Below are 19,944 nucleotides of genomic sequence, written 5' to 3'. Positions count from 1 at the left end.
ACAAAGTCTTGGCATATAAAAACTTATTAATAACAGGTGCGAATGGATGTGTTGGCCAATATTTAGTTGATTGGTTTTTAAAAAATACAAAATTCAAGCTTTATCTCATGGTAAGAGATAAAAGTAAGTTACCAATTGCTATTCAAGAAAATAAAAAAGTCAAGTTGATAGTGTGCGATATTAGAGAATCAAATAGATATAAAAAGGAAATTAGTCAAATTAATTATCTAATACATACTGCTACAGCTTGGGGAGATCCAAGAAGAGCTTATGAGGTAAATATTAAAGCTTTCGAAGAATTACTTGAAATGCTTGATATTAAAAAGCTAGAAAAGATTATTTATTTTTCAACAGCAAGCATTCTTGATAAAAACACAGAATTAATGAGAGAGTCATTAGTTTATGGAACAGAATACATACAAACAAAATATGAATGTTTCCAGAGACTTAGAGAAAGCTCATTCGCAGAAAAAACATTTGCTGTTTTCCCTACCTTGGTTTTTGGAGGAAGTCTTGGCATAAAAAGTAAATTCCCTGTTAGCTATTTAACTAGTGGATTGAAAGAAATTGGGAAATGGCTTTGGATAGCAAGATTTTTAAAACTTGATTCCAAATTTCATTTTATACACGCAAATGATATTGCTCAAATTTGTGGTTTTCTAATTAAAAATCATAAAGAAGAGCAATACAAAGGTTTTAGAAAATTTGTTCTAGGTCAGAGATTTATTTCAATTGACGAGGCCATAATTACACTTTTAAAAAGGAATAAGATGAAGAGATATTTTGCAATACCCCTTTCAAAAAAAATTCTAAAAACATTATTAAGAATTCTTCCCATCCAAACTACACCATGGGATGGCTTCAGTATCAAAAAATACGACTTTAATCATGTCCCCATCACTAATCCTGAGACTTTCAAACTTAAAAGTCATGCTAAAACACTGAATGATATTTTAAGGCTATCAAAGTTACCAAGCTGTAATAACAATTAAAACTCTCGCAGTTAGGTTCCCTAAGCCTTGTAATATATGTATATAAGTAAATTTTAATTATGTTACGTTCAATCTTTGCAGGGTTATTCGCAATAGTTTTAACTCTAGGCCTAGGTATTTCATCAGTTTCAGCTAAGACTGTAGAAGTTAAACTTGGTACGGATGCAGGAATGCTTGCATTTGAACCAAGTACAGTAAACATTAGTGCTGGGGACACAGTTAAATTCGTCAATAATAAACTTGCCCCTCACAATGCTGTTTTTGATGGACATGAGGAGTTAAGTCATGCAGACCTAGCGTTTGCTCCAGGAGAGTCTTGGGAAGAAACATTTAATACCTCAGGAACTTATGATTACTATTGCGAGCCACACAGAGGGGCTGGAATGGTAGGTAAAGTTATTGTTGAATAAATCTCTAATAGTTAAGTATTTTTAATACTTATTAGAGTCATACCTAATATTTTGATTGATGAAAATAGTTCCAAGCGAATTTTCAAATTCTGCTTGGAACTGTTTTATTTTTGCTAAAGAAATTGCTTATAAAAATCACCAACAAGACGTAGACTCTGACAATTTATTATTAGCTCTTATAAAACAAGACAACCTTACAAAAAAGATCTTAAAAAAAAATAATGTAAATATCAAAGAGTTTGAGAAAGAAATAATGTCTTCATTAAATTCGAAGGCGAAAATGAAAAATAAACAAGATAATTTATATATTGGTGATACTCTTTACAAAATATTTTTAAAAGCGAACGATATTAAAAATACTTTTGATGATGTAGTGATATCAACAGAACACTTAGTTTACGGTTTCACTTATGATAATAAATATGGATTTCAAATTTTAAATCAAAAAGGTATTCCGGAATTTCTTGAAACTATAAAGAAAATGAAGTCAGATCCAGCAGTAAAAAATGACTTTGGTACTTCTAATGAGTCTTTAGATAAATATGGCATTGATCTAACCCAATCAGCAAGGGATGGGATCTTAGATCCAGTTATTGGTAGGGATGAAGAAATTAGAAGAACAATTCAAATATTGAGTAGAAGAACAAAAAATAATCCAGTTCTTATTGGAGAACCTGGGGTTGGCAAAACAGCCATAGTGGAAGGGTTGGCTCAAAGAATTATTAATGGCGATGTACCTTCTGCACTACAAAATAGGCAACTAATTTCATTAGATATGGGTTCACTTTTAGCTGGAGCAAAATATCGTGGAGAATTTGAAGAAAGAATAAAAAATGTCCTAAAGAAAGTCAAGGGATCAGACGGTAAGATCATTCTTTTTATTGATGAAATTCATACAGTAGTTGGTGCAGGCGCCAGTGGTGGTTCTTTAGATGCAAGCAACCTATTAAAACCAATGCTTGCAAGAGGAGAACTTAGATGCATTGGTGCTACAACTATTAATGAACACAAACAAAATATAGAAAAAGATCCTGCTTTAGAACGAAGATTTCAGAAAATAAAAATTGATGCTCCTTCAATAGATGATACTGTATCAATATTAAGAGGCTTGAGAGAAAGATACGAAGTTCATCATAGTGTGAGAATTTCTGATAATGCTTTGGTTGCAGCTGCCACCCTTAGCGAAAGATATATTAACGATAGATTTCTTCCTGACAAAGCGATAGATCTAATCGATGAAGCAGCCTCAAGATTAAATATGATCATAACTTCCAAACCTGAAGAAATTGATGAAATTGATAGAAAAGTTCTACAGTTTGAGATGGAAAAATTATCTTTAAAAAGAGAAACAGATAATTTTTCTATAGAAAGATTAAACAAAATTAATAATGAACTTATATCACTTAAAGATAGACAGGCAGAATTAGGCGATCAATGGAAAAAAGAAAAAGATGAAATTGATGAGATTAGCACCATAAAAGAAGAAATTGAATCCATTCAATTACAAATAGACCAGGCAAAAAGGAGTTTCGACCTGAACAAAGCCGCAGAATTGGAATTTGGGACTTTAAATTCTTTACAAAAAAAATTGAAAGGAAAAAGTGAGTCTCTAGTTAATTCTCACAAAAAAGGAGAGACGAGTCTTTTAAGGCAAGAAGTAACTTTTGATGATATTGCAGAAGTTGTCTCAAAGTGGACCTCTATTCCAGTACAGAACTTAAACCAGTCGGAAAAAAATAAGCTTTTAAGCCTTGAGTCGATCCTTAAAGAAAAAATTATTGGTCAAGATAGTGCAATTAGGGCAGTTGCAGATTCCATTAAGAGATCAAGGACTGGTCTAAATGATCCAAACAAGCCATTAGCTAGTTTCCTCTTTTTAGGTCCAACTGGAGTTGGAAAAACAGAGCTTAGTAAAGTAACAGCAAAAATTATATTCGATTCAAATTCTTCAATTACAAGACTGGATATGTCTGAATATATGGAAAAGCATTCAGTTAGCAAAATCATAGGTGCGCCTCCTGGATATTTAGGTTTCGAATCAGGCGGTCAACTAACTGAAGCTGTGCGCAAAAATCCGTATTCATTAATACTTCTTGATGAAATAGAGAAAGCTCACAAAGATATCTTAGATATTCTCTTACAGGTTCTTGATGATGGAATCATTACGGATGGTCAAGGTCGTACAATCAATTTCAAGAATTCAATCATTGTTCTTACAAGCAATTTAGGAAGTCAATCAATAAATGATTTATCAGTTAGAAAAGAAGATACAAATGAAATTAAAAAAGTTGTAGATACTGAACTTAAAAAATTTTTCAAGCCTGAGTTTTTAAATCGACTTGATGAAATAGTTATTTTTAATAATTTAGAATTAAATGACATAAAAGAAATTTCAAAAATCCAGCTTCAAAATTTAGAAAACAGACTTAACAAAAAAAATTTAAACTTCAAAATTACCGATGATGCAATTAACCAACTGGTCCAAAATAGTTTTGACAATGCCTATGGTGCAAGGCCTTTAAAAAGAATTATTCAGAAACAAATTGAGACAAAAATTGCAAACAATATATTGAATAATCATTACCTTAATAAAAAAGAGGTTAATATTTATCTGGTTAATGGAGAGATAATTGTTGATTAAATATCTAAATTAAAGAATTTTATAAGACTTGAAATTTAACAACTTTAATCTAAGATTCGAACCACTCAGGAATCATCTCATAACTTGCTTTATTAGATTTATTTTCTTTTGATTCTGTTTTCCAACAACATGTTCTGCCCTTATCCTTATCCTGCAAGTATTCATTAGCCCATCTCCAAATTAATTTAGAAGTGAACTCCATTCCCACATTATCCATAATTCTCAGATCTAAAGCATCTAAGTCATGTAATTTTTCCCAGTAATTCAATAAAGGATCATCTTTATTTATCAAAAAAGTATGGTCAAATTGCTGCTTTAGTTTATTCTCAAGGGGCTTTAAACTTGAAAAATCCACAACAAAACCATTTAGGTCTAATTTTTTTGCAGTAAACCAAAAGGTGAATGATCTTGAATATCCATGAACAAATCTACAGTGGCCTTCATGGCGCCATTGCCTATGTGAACAGGGAAAATCCTCGTAACTTTTACTGCATGAAAATTTCAGAGAAGGAATATACATCAATTAACTGTTAGTATAATTATCAATAAAACATAATTAATAAGATTTAACATAACAAACATAATGACTTATTCAACTAATTTCTCTATAGAAGATCTAAGCTTTGATAATTATGGATTAATCCCTGCAGTAGCACAAGATTGGCTTGACGGATCAATTCTTATGCTTGCTTGGATGAACAAAGAATCATTGACAATGACTCTTGAAACCAATAACGTTCATTACTGGAGTAGATCAAGATCCGAAATCTGGAGAAAAGGAGCTACAAGTGGAAGTACTCAAATACTTAAGGATATAAGATTCGACTGCGATAATGATTCACTAATTCTTTTGATTGAACAAAATGGATCAGGAGCATGTCACACTGGGGAAAAAAGTTGTTTTTTCAACGAAATTCAAATTAATCAAAATAATAAAAAAGAGAAAAAAACAACTCCCTTCTCAAATATTTGCTCTGAATTATTCCATACCATTAACGAAAGATCAATAAATCCTTCAGACAAAAGTTACACAAATCATTTATTAAAAAAAGGCAGTAATACTATTTTAAAAAAAATAGGGGAGGAATCCGCTGAATTTATAATGGCTTGCAAAGATAATAATAAAGATTCAATCTCAAATGAAGCTGCTGATTTAATTTATCATCTGCAAGTAGCCCTTATGCACAAAGGGGTTGAGTGGAGAGATGTACTTGCTGTTCTAGAATCAAGAAGAAAAAATTAAATAATTTAAATTTATAATTTATGATTAATTAATATAAAAATTTGAGAAAAAAATAATAATTAACTAAATAATAATTATTAATTAAATATTAATTAATTATTACATGTATGGCTTATTACTGAATTAACTATAAGTTAAATATATCAACAATGAGGTAAATCGTGAGTTCATTAAGCGATTTTCTTGGTGAAATAGGTCGTCATCAACTTTTGACTCCCGAAAGAGAACTCACTATGGGCAGAAAAGTCCAAGAAATGGTCGTGCTTGTTAATAGATGCCAAGAGGCAGGTGGGAAAGGCCCTGCTTGTGAATATTCCGAAGCTGAAAGAAAAAAGATCAAAATTGGTGAAAAGGCCAAAAATGAGATGATCACAGCCAACCTAAGATTAGTTGTCAACCTTGCCAAGAGATATCAAGGAAAAGGGCTAGAATTACTGGACTTGATTCAGGAGGGGACATTAGGCCTTACAAGGGCTGTCGAAAAATATGATCCCTCTAGGGGACACAGATTCTCCACCTATGCTTATTGGTGGATCAGGCAAGGATTAAATAGAGCATTATCAACTCAAAGTAGGACTATCAGGATACCCGTTAATATCAATGAAAAGCTCACGAAATTAAGATCGGCTAAATCAAAGCTAATGCAACTTAAAGGTATTACACCCAATAGTGATGAGCTAGCTGAAGAATTAAAAATAACTAAGGAGGAAATTGATGAACTCCTTTCTTGTGAATTAAGAAGCATCACTGTTAGTCTCCAAGGTACTGTTAAATCAAAGTCTGATCCCTCTGAACTAGTTGATATTCTTCCAAGTGATCAAACTCCTCCAATGGAGTTAGCCGAATTAGCTGAGAGGACAGCCTCTGCTTGGAAGTTATTAGATAAAGCAAATTTAACTGAGAAAGAGAGAAAGATAGTAAGCCTAAGATTTGGTTTAGACGGTTCAAATGAGTGGAGAACTTTAGCTGAAGTAGCAAGACATATGAGTTGTAGCAGGGAATATTGCCGACAGGTTGTTCAACGTGCTTTAAGAAAACTTAGAAAAGCAGGAATACAGAATGGCTTGGTTGATAGCATTAGCTAAAAATATCATTAGAAATATTTAAATTTCATTTATAACGATGAAAGAGAATTACAAAAACCAAGAAAAAATTTATGATGCTGAAGTTTTAGAAAGTTCAACATTTGATGAAAATATCATTATCAAGATTCTTATTAAAGCAGGAAGAACAATTGCCAAGCCTGCCTTAGAAGTTTTGGAGATGGCTATAGATCCTTACACTCCAGCACAAGTAAGAGTTTCATTAATGGCTGCTCTCGCCTATTTAATTATGCCATTTGACCTTTTCCCTGACTTTATGCCATTAGTTGGTTTTAGTGATGATTTTGTAGCCCTCACAGCAGTACTTAGTATATGGAGCAAATATATGACTCCTTCAATAAGAGCAAGAGCAGAGATTAAGCTTAATAAGTTATTCCCTTTTTATTGAATGAGTAGATTATCTCAACAGGAAGAAAAAGAACTCGTCTCCTTTATTAAAGATTGGTTAAAATCTCATGGATTTAACCAAAAAGATTTAGCAAATGAATTAAATATTAAATCGAGCAGAACCTCTGAGATTATTCTTAAAATTAAAGAATTATATAAAAAAGGCGGTATGTTCAACATTGCAAAGAATCTCATAAAGATTGAACAAAATTGGTTAAACAATATAAAAAATGATTACCAAGAGACAAAACAAACACCACCATATAACCAATTAGATATCGACTCTTTAGTAAATCAGATAAATCAAGACACTAGTAAATAAATATTTTTTAAAACATTCTATTTTAATAAGAAATAATATTCAAACTTCACTAAGAGTTTTCATAGAAATATATCACTCTTAAAAACCAACCTTTTAAAATAAATATCGCTTTAATTTCTATACATAATCAAAAATTAAATTATTAATAAAAAATATTTTTATATATTTTCTTTTAAATAAATTTTACTTTAATAAATAATATCAAATACTAAAAAATATTATAAATTCTATTTAAAAAGCTTGAACCCAGGGATAAATTTCAAAATTAATCCAAATACCTTTTTCCCAATATATATCTTCCTCAATTAGATCTCTTAATTGATCTGTATTATTAGCATTAAAAATACCAAACAAATATTTTGTACATTTTGTTGGTCCTAAAGTAACTAAAATATCGCGATCTTTTAAGTTTTTAAGTCTATTAAGATGTTGTTCACGAAATGGGGCCCTTTTTATGATTGCATCTTCACAGTACTTTCCAAAAACTACAAACTTTTCCATTTTTAAAGATAAATAATAGAATAAATATATACTAAATAATTGCATAGATTACACACAAATTGCTATCTTATTTAAGAAGAACTTTCTTTTAATTAATTATGCTAACTGGTAGTGATCTTCTTGCAAAAGTTAAAGAGCTTGGTGATGTTAGCAAGTCTGACATTGTTCGAGCTTGTGGATATGTTTCCACCAAGAAAAATGGGGGTGAACGCCTAAATTTCACCGCATTTTATGAAGCATTACTAGAAGCAAAAGGAGTTAATCTTGGTGACTCTGGAGTTGCAGGAATTGGCAAAGGAGGAAGAAAGCTAAGTTATATAGCTACAGTTCAAGGGAACGGAAATCTTTTGATTGGGAAAGCATATACAGCACTTTTAGATTTAAAAGCAGGTGATGAATTTGAAATTAAGCTTGGAAGAAAACAAATAAGATTATTACCTACTGAAGAATCTTAAAGCTAACAAACATAAATTTGATACTTAATTTTTTAAATTACTAATTAGTTTTTTTATCAATATATTCGCTTTGTATTTATTTTTTTTGATCAGCAGCTAAACGCATATCCTTACAAAATTCACCCACATGATCAACGACATCTCTTTCACTTGAACTAGAAATTCGTTTTACAAATGCGCTCCCAATAATTACTCCATCTGCTCCCCACTCTCGAACTTTATTAACATGTTCAGGAGTTGATATCCCAAAACCAACAGCAATTGGATTAGAATTTATTTCTTTTAATTTAGCGATAAGATTTTCTACTCTATTTTCCATTTTATTTCTCTCACCAGTGACACCTGTAACACTTACCAAATAAGTAAAGCCTTTTGTATGATTTGATATTTGTTTCATTCTTTCAAAAGGAGTAGTTGGAGCTACCAATAAAATCAAGTCCATAGAATGGTTGCTAACTATTTTAGAAAATTTACAAGCTTCCTCTAAAGGTAGATCAGGAATTATTAGTCCAGAAACACCAGCATTAGATGCTGTCTCACAAAACTGTTCAAAGCCAAAACATAGTAAGGGATTTAAGTAAGAAAAAAGTATGATGGGAATATTTAATTTACCTTTTAAAGACTCTAAAATTGTAATTACTTTTCTTGGGGTAGTACCTGACTTTAAGGCGCGAGAGGCCGCTACTTGAATAACAGGTCCGTCTGCGAGTGGATCACTGTATGGGATGCCTAATTCAATAAGGTCCGCTCCATTTTCTTGTAACTTTAATAAGATCTCAGAGGTTATTTCAATATTGGGATCCCCAGCCATTATGAAAGGCATCAAAGCTATTTTTTTATTTTTTTTTAACTCATAAAACTTCTCATCTACCTTTGATAAAGATTCATTTTTAGTAATTTGCATTTTGTTATCTTTCATGAATTTTAGATTTTGTCTATGAAAGTTTATGGATTTTTTTCTAAATCTTCCATTAGTTTTTCCTGCTCTTCCTTTGACAATGCATTGAACTTATTTTCAAGTTTATCATTAACAACTTTTTCATACTTTTTTCTATAACGCTTCCTTTGTTCCATAAAAGTCATCTTTCCATTTAAAACTCTATAAATATAAGATGTTACCCAAGTAATAACAATCAGAATTAAGATACAACTCGAGATAGTAGTTGAGGTAAAATTTTCGACACCAATTTGCGGTGTAATCTTATAGCTAATTAATCCTATTAATGAGACAAATATACCTATTTGTATAACTTTACCTTTAGTCAATTCTTTAACCTTTACCACTTCCTTTTAATCTGAGATTTAAAAATGGAGAAAATAAAATTAAACCTGGGAAGAAAAGAAATACAAGTCCATAAATTCCTAATCTTTCATATTTGCCCATAACATGCCACCTATTATTCATCCAGTAAAATAGTAATAATGGAATAACCAATAAATAGATAGTTATAACTCCCATATAAGCAATTAAAGTAGCGAATGAATTATTGAAAAAACTTTCCATTTTGATTTATGGTTGCTTAGTTAAAACATAACAATTATTGGAAGTTATCGTCAGAACTAAAAGTAAATAATTAAATAATGGGAGTGGGGGGACTTGAACCCCCACGAGCTAAATCGCTCGACGGATTTTAAGTCCGGCGCGTCTACCAATTCCGCCACACTCCCAAAAGGAATTTGCGCTTATTTATCGTAGCCGAAAGCAACCCATTTAACCAATAAAAATTGGGAAATTTACACTTTTAATGAATGATCAGATTAACTTTAATTTGTTAATTTACAATCCCTTCTACATGCCATTGTAAAGTTTCACCTGCATGAAATGGTTTTATTTGTCCGACAATATTTTTTTCTTCAACAACATCAATATATTCTTTAATTTTATTAGGTTTAGACACTAATTTTAATTTTTCTTTATTTGGGTGCAAATTATAAAAATCAGAGCCATTCAAACTTGCAAACTTCTCAAAATTATCTAGAGCATTTTCCTCTTCAAATACAGTTAAATAGCTTTCTATTGCTACTGGCGAATTAAAAATACCTGCACAACCACAAAAAGCCTTCCACTTTCTTAGGTGTGGAGCAGAGTCAGTTCCCAAGAAAAAACATTCTTTCCCACTTGTTGCAGCTTTCCTCAAAGCCAGTCTATTTTTTTCCCTCTTAGCCACAGGTAAGCAGTAAAAATCACTATTTAAGCCTCCAAAAAACATTGCATTTCTATTTATGTGCAAATGATGGGGAGTGATAGTAGCTCCAATATTATTTTCTTGAACAAAATCCACTGCATAAGAGGTGGTTATATGTTCTAAAACGATTTTTAATTTTGGAAATCTTTTAGTTATTTGGGAAAGTTCTCTATCTATAAAAACTTCTTCTCTATCAAATACATCCACTTCAGAATCAGTCACTTCCCCATGAATTAGAAGAGGCATTCCAGAATCTTGCATTGATTCAAAGATCTTATATAGATTTTTTATTTTCTTAACTCCATGAATGGAATTTGTTGTGGCATTAGCAGGATATAATTTTGCTGCGAAAAAAACATTATTTTTGAAACCATTTATTAGTTCTCCTTTATCAGTCTCATCTGTAAGATACATTGTCATTAATGGTTCAAACTTAGAACTTTCTGGTAACGCTTCAACAATAGATTTTTTGTAAGAAATAGCGCCATCAATAGTTGTTATGGGAATTTTAGTATTTGGCATAACGATAGCTCTTCCAAAAAATTCTGAAGTAAAATGAATGATATTTTTTAATACAAGACCTTCTCTTAAATGTAAATGCCAATCATCAGGTTTTATTATGGTTAATGTCTTCAAAATTTTTACTATTTAATCAATTTTAACAGCAAATTAAAATTGACAATAAATTATAGATATTCGAGGATAGTTATTAATCAATTATTAAAATTTTAATTATCTAAATAAAAGCTTGAATATGAGTGATTTTTTATTTCCAATAATAGAAATATTTTTAGGAGTTGTTTTACTTTTTGCAGGAGGAGAGTTCTTTATCCAAGGAGCTATATATTTATCTTTGATTTTAGGAATACCTCAAATAGTTATTGGTTTAACAGTTGTTTCACTAGGTACAAGCTCTCCTGAATTATTAGTCAGTTTAAGTTCAATTTTAAAAGGTAGTGATTCGATTGCGGCTAGCAATGTAATAGGAAGCAATATCTTCAATGTTCTTGTAGTTTTAGGTATAAGCTCATTGATAACACCACTTAAGGTAAAAAGCAGGATAGTCAGAAGAGATGTCCCTCTATTAATGGCTATTTCTTGTGCTGTTTGGGCAATGTCATCAACAGGCTTATTAACATTGCAAGCAGGGATCTTTCTAATATTTTGTTTAGTCTTAAATACAATATGGGAAATTAATACTATCAATGAGAAAGAAGAGGCTACAAAAGATGCTGAACCAGAGATAGCTGAATTCAAAAATAACCATAAAGGAAAGCTAAATATTTTACTAAAGTTAATATTGGGAATATTTCTTTTAAGCTTTGGTTCAAATATTTTAGTAAACGGTTCTCAAACTCTCGCTACTCTTTTAGGTGTAAATGAAATTGTTATTGGTTTAACTATTGTCGCCACTGGAACATCTTTGCCAGAATTAGTAACCTCAATAATTGCAGCATTTAAAGGCAAAACAGATCTTGCGATTGGGAATGTAATTGGAAGCAATTTGCTCAATCAACTTCTAATTCTTGGAAGTTGTAGTATTTTTTCAGGATTTAAAGGTTTAGTAATTGAACAAAGCCTAATAAAAGTTGACTTACCTTTTATGGTTTTAACTACCTTTGCATGCTTACCAATTTTTTGGAGCAAAGGAAAAATTACGAGAATTGAAGGATTTATTTTGCTTAATCTTTATATTTTTTACATTCTTGACAAGATACTCTTTTTGAATGAATTTAATTATCTTTCTGAATTAAGGATAGGTTTAATTTTTTACTTTTCATTACTTGTAGTAATTCTATTTGCTCAAGAAAATTTAAAATTTTCTGAATCATAATTTTAGCCATACATTGTCACAAATTCTTCTGAGATAGTTGGGTGCAAAGCCATAGTAGTATCAAAGTCTTTTTTTGTTATACCTGCGTTTAATGCAATTGATACCATTTGAATAATCTCAGATGATGTTTCTCCAAACATATGGCATCCCAGTACTTTATCAGTTATTGAATTAACTACAATCTTCAACATACATTTTGTTTTTTTCTCTTTAAAAGTATTAGACATAGGCGTAAATTTACATTTGAAAATTTTTATATTTTTCTCAGAGTAAACCTCTTTCGCTCTTTTCTCGCTTAAACCAACTGTTGAAATTTCTGGTATAGTGAAAACTGCCTTCGGGATATTTTCATAATTTACTTTTCTTTTTTGGTCATTAAAGAAATTATCCGAAAAGACTCTACCTTGTTCAATTGCTACTGGAGTTAAATTTGGTCTGTTTATGATATCGCCAACTGCAAAAATATTAGCGTTGCTTGTTTGATTAAGTTCATTAACATCTAAATATTGGCCATCCATCTTTAGATTTAAAAAATCTAAATTTAAAGGGATAAGATTTGGTTCTCTACCTGTAGCAATAAGGATATTATTAGTTAAAATTTTCTCACCGGAATCCAAAGTAGATTCCAGATTCCCATTTACTCTCCTGATAGACTTTAATTGAGTATTGAAGATGATATTTATTCCAGTAAAAGTAGGTGATTCTTCTAAGCATGAAGACAGATCTTCATCAAAACCATTAAGTAAACGTTGACCTCTTATTAATTGAGTTACTTCAGTACCTAAATTCCTGAAAATAGAAGCAAATTCGCAGGCAATATATCCTCCACCCACTATTAAAATTGATTTAGGAAAATTTTCTAACTCAAAAATATCGTCACTAGTCCATGCCAAATCCATTCCTGGGATATTCAATTTCTTTGGTTTACCTCCAACTGAAATAAGAATTTTTTTTGAGCTAATTTTATTTATAATTTTCTTTGTTTTTGGACAAATTATTTCTAATTCATTTTGAGCAGTGAATCTTCCTAAGCCCTCAAAAACAGTTACATCTAGTTTATTTAAAGAATTTCTATGTAAATCACTTAATCTGGAAACCTCCTCTCTAACATTCTTCAATAAAATATCTGATTCAAAACTAATACCTTCACTTTTTAATCCATATCCTTCAGAAGAATCCATATTTTTTTTACTTTTAGCTGCATAAACCATCAATTTCTTAGGAACACATCCCCTTATTACACAAGTTCCTCCTATTTTATTTACTTCTATGATTGCAACTTTTGCGCCATAACTAGCAGCACGTTTAGCCGCCGCCAGTCCTCCAGATCCAGCGCCAACAACAATCAAATCAAATTGAAATTCCAAGATTTTTTTAATCAATTATTATAAAGTTAGTTTATAGCCTTAATTCAAAGAATGAATGATATTTTGACATGGGAAGATTTAAATAAATATAAAGTTGAAGATCTTGATAGAGTCAATGGTATTAATAATTCCTATGCAAATTTAAGATTATTTGGGCATACTGCAAATGATGTAATAATTACCCTCTATAGGGATAGGCATTCTTGGTGTCCTTACTGTCAGAAAATATGGTTATGGCTTGAATATAAAAGAATTCCGTACAGAGTCAAAAAAATAAACATGTTTTGTTACGGTAAAAAAGAAAGTTGGTTCCTTCATAAAGTTAAATCAGGTAAATTACCTGCAATTGAATTCAAAGGGCAATTTATAACGGAAAGCGATGATATCATATCTTTTTTAGAAAATGAATTTGGAGCACTTGGTTCCTTTATAACATCTAGTCACCTTATTAAAACTCGAGAATTAGAAAGAGAAATTTTCAGATCCTGGTGTAATTGGCTTTGCCGAGAAAGCTTTAATTTTATAGATAATTCTTTTAGAAAAAAAAGATTTAAAGAATCAATTTCTAAATTTGATGAAATCTTGAGAAAATCAAAATCAGGGTTTGTTGATCCATCAGCATCAAATACAGGTGAAATTGAGCCTGGTGTTGGAGATATAATTTTTATTCCTTATATGGAGAGAATGAATGCTTCATTAACTTATTATAAAGGATTTAATTTAAGATCTAATTACCGTTATGTAGATAACTGGCTTACCCTTTTTGAAGAGACAAGTACTTATAGAGGCACTCAAGGAGATTTTCATACTCACTCTCATGATTTACCTCCACAAATGGGTGGATGTTATAAAGAAAGCAATGAACAACAGATAGCGTTATCTGAGTTAATAGATAACGGGAAAGGTCTTGGGAATTATGAATTAAATAAAAATTATGATTCAAAATATTTCGCGAAAATTGCTCTTAAAAGAGTAATAAAGCATAAAGACAGTTTAATAAAAGTAAACCCATACGATAAAGAATCCTTTGATGAATCATTGAGATCAGCTTTGACACACATGATCACAGGTGAAATTCGTATAACTGAGAAACTTTCAGGAATATCTATAAAATACTTAAAAAATAGAATCTCAGTTCCAAGAGATATGCCACTTATTTCCGCAAGGTTATTAAGACAATCATTGAATAAAATTGAATTGCTAAGTGACAAAAATGAAATCGATAAGATACCTCTTATGCATAGATATGATCAAGATCCTAGAAATTTTATTTTATAGTTAATTATAAATTTTTTCTTGAATCTATTTGAAGTAAATCTCTTATTTTTTGAACTTGACTTGCAATATTAGGATCAATAGATAATTTTTTTTCAACTTGTTCAATAGCATACATAACAGTTGTATGGTCTTTGCCCCCAAATTCATCTCCAATTCTTGGTAGGCTTAGATCTGTTCCTTGTCGCATAAGATACATACCTATCTGCCTAGCTTGACTCACTGGTTTTCTCCTACTTGAACTAATCAATTCATCAGTAGAAACTTTAAAGAAATCTGACACTTTGTTAATAACTTGTTTTGGAGTAACAACTACTCCAACACTATTTGGATCAAGCATTGGAGCAATTGATTGGACTGTCATTGGCAAGCCAGTTATTGATGCGAATGCAACAGCTCTAGTAAAGGCCCCTTCCAATTCTCGAATATTCGAAGTAAATCTTCCTGCTATAAATTGAATTAAATCTCTTGGAAGATTCATCCTCTCTTGTTCTGCCTTTTTTTGAAGAATAGCCGTCCTTGTCTCAAGGTCGGGCGGTTGAATATCTGCAGTCATACCCATTGAGAATCTAGAAATCAATCTCTCTTGAATTCCCGACAATTGATTTGGAGGTCTATCACTTGCAATAACTATTTGACTTCCTGATTCGTGAAGAGCGTTGAAGGTATGAAAAAATTCTTCCTGTGTATACTCTTTACCTTCTAAGAACTGTATATCATCTATTAAAATCAAATCTACATTTCTATATTTATCTCGAATAGCCGTCATTCCATCTCTCCTAATACCACTAATAACGTCGTTAGTAAAAGTCTCTGTAGATACATATTTGACTTTTGCTTCTGGATCTATTTCTACTCGATAATGACCTATTGCCTGCATTAAATGAGTTTTACCAAGACCCACTCCACCACAAATAAATAATGGATTGAATTCTCTACCGGGAGATTCGGCAACCGCTAAAGCTGCGGCATGAGCCAACCTACTATTTGGACCTACAACGAATCTTTTAAAGACATAGCGTAAATTTAAACCGTTAGGCTTTTTGGATCGATTTTTTGAAGAAATATCTTGGCTATTATTAGAAAATGATTTTGTTTTATGATCCACTTTCTTTTCATCTAGGTTCTCTTTATTTGTTAAATAGCTGTTGATATTTGTTTCAGATTTAAAAATAACTTTTACATCATAGCCGCAAATTTCTTTTGCAGTTTTTTCGATAGTTTCACAATAATTCTTTCTTAACCAGTCACTGGAAAACGTATTTGGAGCGATTAAGGTCAATAAGCCATTCTCAAAACAATTAAATTTAGCAGGCCTTATCCATGTCTCAAATGAAGGCTTACTTAAAGTTTTTTGTAGTGATTTTTGAACTTCCGCCCAAATAGGATTAATTGCTTGCAAAATTTTTTTCTTTAGATTATTAATCTAGTTGGAAATTAATAATTGCACATTATCAAATCACAAGATCACAACAAATTTAAAATTATTTAACAAAGCATCATCTAAATTTATAAAAATAAATTTAATATTTTTTTAATAGGCATATAATTATTTTAAATCTTTCAAAATTATTGGATAAAGCATTACTTATTATCATGGCAAAATGGCATGGTTTTGGAAGATGCAAAACAAGATTATCAAAAGATATAGGTAAAAGTAATTCTGCAAAAGTACAAAGTGTGATGACTAAACACACTATTTCAGTCGCCAAATATCTCCAAAAGACTAAACTCATTGATATTTCTATAGCTATATCTGGTTTAGGAAAAAAGAATTGTATGAGATGGTCTAAAGAATTAGGCATCAAAAAATTTAATTTACAGGGGAAAGGCTGCTTGGGAGAAAAAATGAAAAGGCAAATAATTATCAACAAAAAGTTTTGTACTCAACATAAGATCAAAAATATTATTTTTATTGGTACTGACCTTCCAGATTTATGCCATCAAGATTTATTGAATACACTAAGAGAGCTAAAACAAAATGATCTTATTTTAGGACCATCTAATGATGGAGGATATTGGCTTATTGGTTTATCAGAAAAAATAATGTCAAAGAATCTATATTTACCTTTTATCAAAATTAGGTGGGGTACAGAAAATGTTCTTCAAAGTACAATTGATAATTTTGCTTCTACAAAATTGAAATATAAGTTTTTAGATAAAAAAATAGATATAGATACGATACTTGATATTGAAAATAGAAATTAATCAACTTGTCTAAAATCTCAATTATCATTCCAACTATCAATGAAGCCAATAATTTGCCATTATTGCTTTCAGACTTGTCAATTATTCAGAAAGAGGGCGAAATTATTATTGTTGACTGTGGTAGTGAAGATAAAACTATTGATATCGCAAATATTTATGGAGCAAAAGTATACAAATCTAAAGAAAGAAATCGAGGTTTACAATTAGATATGGGTGCCAAGCATTCAAAAGGGGACTGGCTCATTTTTTTGCATGCGGACACAAGATTAACTCATGATTGGTTTAGAAAAATAAATTCAATTTTAAAGGGAGACAAAAATTATATTTACTATTTTAAATTTAAAATTAATCAGAAAAAGATAATTTATAGAGTTCTCGAGATTCTTGTAAATTTTAGAAGTCAATATTTTAAAAAACCTTATGGTGATCAAGGTTTAATAATTAATAGAAGGACTTATTTTAAGAATAATGGTTTTAGAAAGATACCTTTAATGGAAGACGTAGATTTCTTAAGGAGATTAAATAATAAAAAAAATTTAAAACAATTAAATCTACCTATTTTCATAAGTTCAAGAAAATGGGAAAGAACTAATATTTTTCTCCAAGCACTTAAGAACTGGAAATTTAGAAGAAGATGGTTAAAAGGAGAATCGATAAAATCTATATATTCTGACTACTACAAAAAATGATTAATTTGCATACCAAAAAGCACATTTAGAACCTCTTGGTTCTAATATCCAACCTTGTCTTTTGTAAAATGTAACCACTTCCGCATCAGCAAAAAGTGTGACTTTAGAAATACCAATATTTTTTAATTCTTTTAGAACATATTTCATTATTTCTTTACCCAATCCTAGTCCTTGATAGACAGGATTAACAGCCACATCCCAAACTGTTGCTTCTAGAATTCCATCGCCAGTGCATCTTGCAAATCCTACTAGTCTGGGAAATTTATCATCATGACGCCATAAACCAACTACCAAAATACTAAAATCCAAAGCTCTTTTAACTCTCCTTATAGGTCGCCTGCTCCAACCAACAGTTTGCAAAAGTTGGTCTAGTTCTATTAGATCTAACTCTTTATTTTTACTACATACAAATATTTCTTCTTTATTTTTTTGAGTGAATTCATAAGAATTTAAGCCATAGATATCTATCAGCTTATCTCTCGATATAATGTTCGATTTTTTTGTTAATGAACCTTGGTTTCTAAAAATCATTAAAAATTCGCAAATCCTTTTTGTTGAAGCTCAGAGAGCTGAAAATATAAACCCTTTTTCTGTCTCAATTCACTATGTGTTCCCTCTTCAACTAATGATCCTGCTTTTAAAACTAAAATCTTATCAGAATTTTCAATAGTTGCTAGTCTGTGAGCTATTACTAATGCTGTTCTTTTTGACAGAATTCTCTGAAGATCTTTCTGCAAAGTAGCCTCTGTAGAAGGATCCATAAACGCTGTAGCTTCGTCCATTATTAAAACAACAGGATTTCTAATCGCTACTCGAGCTACTGAAAGAAGTTGTCTCTCGCCAGAAGAAAGATTCCCCCCTCTTTCTCTCAGAAAGGTGTTCAAACCTTCTGGTAATTTTTTTAACAAATTATCTAACCCTAATTCTTTACAAAGACTTTCTAATTCAAGATTGTCTATATTCGAATTTAGTTTCAAATTATCTGCAACATTTCCACTAAAGATAAAGGTATCTTGCAAAACCACTCCCAACATATTTCTAAGAGTTGCGATAGGAATATCTTTGATATCTATATCATCGATTAAAATTTGGCCTGATTGAGGTTCATACAATCTACATAATAATCTAATTATAGTTGTTTTACCTGAACCAGTTGGTCCTACGAAAGCCACATGCTCTCCTGGATTGATCATGAAAGATAAATTCTTTATGATATCTTCTCCTTCTTTGTAGAAGAAATTAACATTCTTGAACTCAATTTTGCCTTGAAATTGCTTATTTACATTTTGAGTATTTTCTGAAAAATGTTTTGTGGAAATAGAGTCCTTAATCTGTATTTCTTCATCCAATAATTCATTTATTCTTTCAACAGCTGTTAGACCTCCTTGTATCTGAGTAAATCTTTCTGCAAGCTGCCTTAAAGGTTCAAAAAGTCTTTGGGAATATAAAATAAAAGTTGTTAATGTTCCTAAACCAATATTTCCAGAAGTAACAAGATATCCACCAACTGCCAAAACCAAGGAAACTGCGGCAAGAGAAATCCACTCTATAAATGCCGAAATGCTACTATCATAAAAAATTGTTCCATTTACTGCTTTCTTGTAAGCAACTCCAGTATTAGAAAATTTCTTGCTATTGAAAGCCTCTCTTCTGAACATCTGAACGACTTCTAAACCTTGAAGATTCTCTTGAAAATCAGAGTTGAGTTGAGACAATTCTTCCCTAACTTGATAATTAGCTCTTCTATACCGTTTTTGAAGCCAAATAATGAAATATGAAACTGGAATCTGAGTTAATAGCAATAAAATGGCAAGCCCTCTATCAATTGAAAGCATTGTCAAAGAGATTACTATCAGACTGACAAAGTCAGCAATTACTCCAACTGCTCCACTACCAAAAACCTCGGCTAAAGCATCAACGTCATTGGTTAATCTCGTTAACAATTTACCAACGGGCATTTTATCGTGATACTTGAGAGATAAAGATATTGAATGATCAAAAAGTTCTCTCCTTATCCTTGCAGTTAATTTCTGTCCCACCGCTTGGATATTGTAGGTTTGGTATCCTTGCAAAATCAACCTGAAAATAACTGTCACAAATAAAGTTAAAATTATGGCATTTATTGACTGCCCAAAAAAAGTTTTACTTAGCCAAACATCTGTACTTTCGTTTTTAAGAATAGTAATTGCTTGACCTACCAATAGTGGTTGAATAGCTCCAGAGAATGAAACCGGTAGCAATACTATTAAGATTAAATAGATTGTTTTTTTATCTTTAGTTAAATATTTACCTAACTTTTTAATCCTTCTAAAATCATTCAAAAACATTTAG

General features: G+C 30.9%; 22 protein-coding genes and 1 tRNA gene. 12 read left to right on the top strand and 11 right to left on the bottom strand.

The genetic code is table 11. From position 1 onward, the window contains the following. Nucleotides 1–8: 8 nt before the first annotated feature. The 3 genes from PMT9312_RS02990 to PMT9312_RS02980 are packed head-to-tail and all read left to right on the top strand — an operon-like array spanning nt 9 to nt 4,043. On the top strand, nt 9–992 hold the full coding sequence (locus tag PMT9312_RS02990) for an NAD-dependent epimerase/dehydratase family protein (protein WP_011376138.1): 984 nt from the start codon (nt 9–11) through the stop codon (nt 990–992). A gap of 59 nt (nt 993–1,051) precedes the next feature. Then, nucleotides 1,052–1,402 (top strand): plastocyanin, encoded by a 351-nt coding sequence (petE, locus tag PMT9312_RS02985; protein ID WP_011376137.1) that lies wholly within the window; start codon nt 1,052–1,054, stop codon nt 1,400–1,402. A gap of 58 nt (nt 1,403–1,460) precedes the next feature. Further along, nucleotides 1,461–4,043 carry an ATP-dependent Clp protease ATP-binding subunit gene (locus PMT9312_RS02980; RefSeq protein ID WP_011376136.1) on the top strand — a complete coding sequence of 861 codons (2,583 nt, stop codon included), beginning with the start codon at nt 1,461–1,463 and terminating at the stop codon, nt 4,041–4,043. A 49-nt stretch (nt 4,044–4,092) separates the two neighbouring features. On the opposite strand, the gene PMT9312_RS02975 is transcribed toward PMT9312_RS02980, so the two are convergent. Further along, nucleotides 4,093–4,563: a 6-carboxytetrahydropterin synthase gene (locus tag PMT9312_RS02975; RefSeq protein WP_011376135.1), complete on the bottom strand. Its 471-nt coding sequence runs from the start codon at nt 4,561–4,563 to the stop codon at nt 4,093–4,095. Nucleotides 4,564–4,626: 63 nt separating this feature from the next. Between PMT9312_RS02975 and hisIE the strand changes: the two genes are divergently transcribed. The 4 genes from hisIE (at nt 4,627) to PMT9312_RS02955 (ending at nt 7,098) form a co-directional block, all read left to right on the top strand. After that, entirely contained in the window at nt 4,627–5,286 is a 660-nt protein-coding gene (gene hisIE / locus PMT9312_RS02970; RefSeq protein WP_011376134.1) for a bifunctional phosphoribosyl-AMP cyclohydrolase/phosphoribosyl-ATP diphosphatase HisIE, read from the top strand. 161 nt (nt 5,287–5,447) lie between these two features. Beyond that, on the top strand, nt 5,448–6,371 hold the full coding sequence (locus PMT9312_RS02965; protein ID WP_011376133.1) for a sigma-70 family RNA polymerase sigma factor: 924 nt from the start codon (nt 5,448–5,450) through the stop codon (nt 6,369–6,371). A gap of 37 nt (nt 6,372–6,408) precedes the next feature. Beyond that, nucleotides 6,409–6,777, top strand: coding sequence for a YkvA family protein (locus tag PMT9312_RS02960; RefSeq protein WP_011376132.1), 369 nt, complete (start codon nt 6,409–6,411; stop codon nt 6,775–6,777). Beyond that, on the top strand, nt 6,778–7,098 hold the full coding sequence (locus PMT9312_RS02955; RefSeq protein WP_011376131.1) for a hypothetical protein: 321 nt from the start codon (nt 6,778–6,780) through the stop codon (nt 7,096–7,098). It begins immediately after the preceding gene. Nucleotides 7,099–7,329: 231 nt separating this feature from the next. Here PMT9312_RS02955 and PMT9312_RS02950 read toward each other — a convergent pair whose 3' ends face one another. Then, on the bottom strand, nt 7,330–7,599 hold the full coding sequence (locus tag PMT9312_RS02950; protein WP_011376130.1) for a YciI family protein: 270 nt from the start codon (nt 7,597–7,599) through the stop codon (nt 7,330–7,332). A gap of 98 nt (nt 7,600–7,697) precedes the next feature. Between PMT9312_RS02950 and PMT9312_RS02945 the strand changes: the two genes are divergently transcribed. Beyond that, on the top strand, nt 7,698–8,054 hold the full coding sequence (locus PMT9312_RS02945; RefSeq protein WP_011376129.1) for an AbrB family transcriptional regulator: 357 nt from the start codon (nt 7,698–7,700) through the stop codon (nt 8,052–8,054). A gap of 76 nt (nt 8,055–8,130) precedes the next feature. Here the strand turns inward: PMT9312_RS02945 and trpA are convergent, their stop codons facing one another. The 5 genes from trpA to pyrC form a co-directional block, all read right to left on the bottom strand. Further along, the gene (trpA, locus tag PMT9312_RS02940) at nt 8,131–8,973 is read right to left on the bottom strand and encodes a tryptophan synthase subunit alpha (protein ID WP_011376128.1); all 843 of its coding nucleotides are present in this window, start codon (nt 8,971–8,973) and stop codon (nt 8,131–8,133) included. 26 nt (nt 8,974–8,999) lie between these two features. Continuing rightward, nucleotides 9,000–9,320, bottom strand: a complete 321-nt coding sequence (locus PMT9312_RS02935) for a DUF3007 family protein (RefSeq protein WP_011376127.1) — start codon at nt 9,318–9,320, stop codon at nt 9,000–9,002. A gap of 4 nt (nt 9,321–9,324) precedes the next feature. Next, nucleotides 9,325–9,558 carry an NAD(P)H-quinone oxidoreductase subunit L gene (locus PMT9312_RS02930; protein WP_011376126.1) on the bottom strand — a complete coding sequence of 78 codons (234 nt, stop codon included), beginning with the start codon at nt 9,556–9,558 and terminating at the stop codon, nt 9,325–9,327. Nucleotides 9,559–9,636: 78 nt separating this feature from the next. Then, nucleotides 9,637–9,722: transfer RNA gene (locus PMT9312_RS02925), tRNA-Leu, on the bottom strand. A 104-nt stretch (nt 9,723–9,826) separates the two neighbouring features. Continuing rightward, nucleotides 9,827–10,876 (bottom strand): dihydroorotase, encoded by a 1,050-nt coding sequence (gene pyrC / locus PMT9312_RS02920; RefSeq protein ID WP_011376125.1) that lies wholly within the window; start codon nt 10,874–10,876, stop codon nt 9,827–9,829. Nucleotides 10,877–10,994: 118 nt separating this feature from the next. Here pyrC and PMT9312_RS02915 point away from each other — a divergent pair, with 118 nt between their 5' ends. Further along, nucleotides 10,995–12,074: a calcium/sodium antiporter gene (locus PMT9312_RS02915; protein ID WP_011376124.1), complete on the top strand. Its 1,080-nt coding sequence runs from the start codon at nt 10,995–10,997 to the stop codon at nt 12,072–12,074. Nucleotides 12,075–12,076: 2 nt separating this feature from the next. Here PMT9312_RS02915 and gorA read toward each other — a convergent pair whose 3' ends face one another. Next, nucleotides 12,077–13,441, bottom strand: a complete 1,365-nt coding sequence (gorA, locus tag PMT9312_RS02910) for a glutathione-disulfide reductase (protein ID WP_193741799.1) — start codon at nt 13,439–13,441, stop codon at nt 12,077–12,079. Nucleotides 13,442–13,492: 51 nt separating this feature from the next. On the opposite strand from gorA, the gene PMT9312_RS02905 reads away from it, so the two are divergent. Next, nucleotides 13,493–14,719: a glutathione S-transferase gene (locus PMT9312_RS02905; protein WP_011376122.1), complete on the top strand. Its 1,227-nt coding sequence runs from the start codon at nt 13,493–13,495 to the stop codon at nt 14,717–14,719. A 4-nt stretch (nt 14,720–14,723) separates the two neighbouring features. On the opposite strand, the gene dnaA is transcribed toward PMT9312_RS02905, so the two are convergent. Then, nucleotides 14,724–16,118, bottom strand: a complete 1,395-nt coding sequence (gene dnaA, locus PMT9312_RS02900; RefSeq protein WP_011376121.1) for a chromosomal replication initiator protein DnaA — start codon at nt 16,116–16,118, stop codon at nt 14,724–14,726. A gap of 194 nt (nt 16,119–16,312) precedes the next feature. Here dnaA and PMT9312_RS02895 point away from each other — a divergent pair, with 194 nt between their 5' ends. Together PMT9312_RS02895 and PMT9312_RS02890 are read left to right on the top strand one after the other, a co-directional pair. Further along, nucleotides 16,313–16,924, top strand: coding sequence for a TIGR04282 family arsenosugar biosynthesis glycosyltransferase (locus tag PMT9312_RS02895; protein WP_011376120.1), 612 nt, complete (start codon nt 16,313–16,315; stop codon nt 16,922–16,924). 5 nt (nt 16,925–16,929) lie between these two features. Continuing rightward, the gene (locus tag PMT9312_RS02890) at nt 16,930–17,613 is read left to right on the top strand and encodes a TIGR04283 family arsenosugar biosynthesis glycosyltransferase (protein ID WP_011376119.1); all 684 of its coding nucleotides are present in this window, start codon (nt 16,930–16,932) and stop codon (nt 17,611–17,613) included. On the opposite strand, the gene PMT9312_RS02885 is transcribed toward PMT9312_RS02890, so the two are convergent. After that, complete coding sequence (locus PMT9312_RS02885) at nt 17,614–18,144, bottom strand: GNAT family N-acetyltransferase (RefSeq protein WP_011376118.1); 531 nt, start codon at nt 18,142–18,144, stop codon at nt 17,614–17,616. Continuing rightward, nucleotides 18,144–19,940 carry an ABC transporter ATP-binding protein gene (locus tag PMT9312_RS02880; protein WP_011376117.1) on the bottom strand — a complete coding sequence of 599 codons (1,797 nt, stop codon included), beginning with the start codon at nt 19,938–19,940 and terminating at the stop codon, nt 18,144–18,146. The genes PMT9312_RS02885 and PMT9312_RS02880 overlap by 1 nt, the downstream gene beginning before the upstream one ends. Nucleotides 19,941–19,944 lie beyond the last annotated feature (4 nt).

It is taken from the genome of Prochlorococcus marinus str. MIT 9312 (assembly GCF_000012645.1).
Classification (GTDB): Bacteria; Cyanobacteriota; Cyanobacteriia; order PCC-6307; family Cyanobiaceae; genus Prochlorococcus_A; species Prochlorococcus_A marinus_L.
This window is presented reverse-complemented; position numbering and strand designations above follow the sequence as displayed.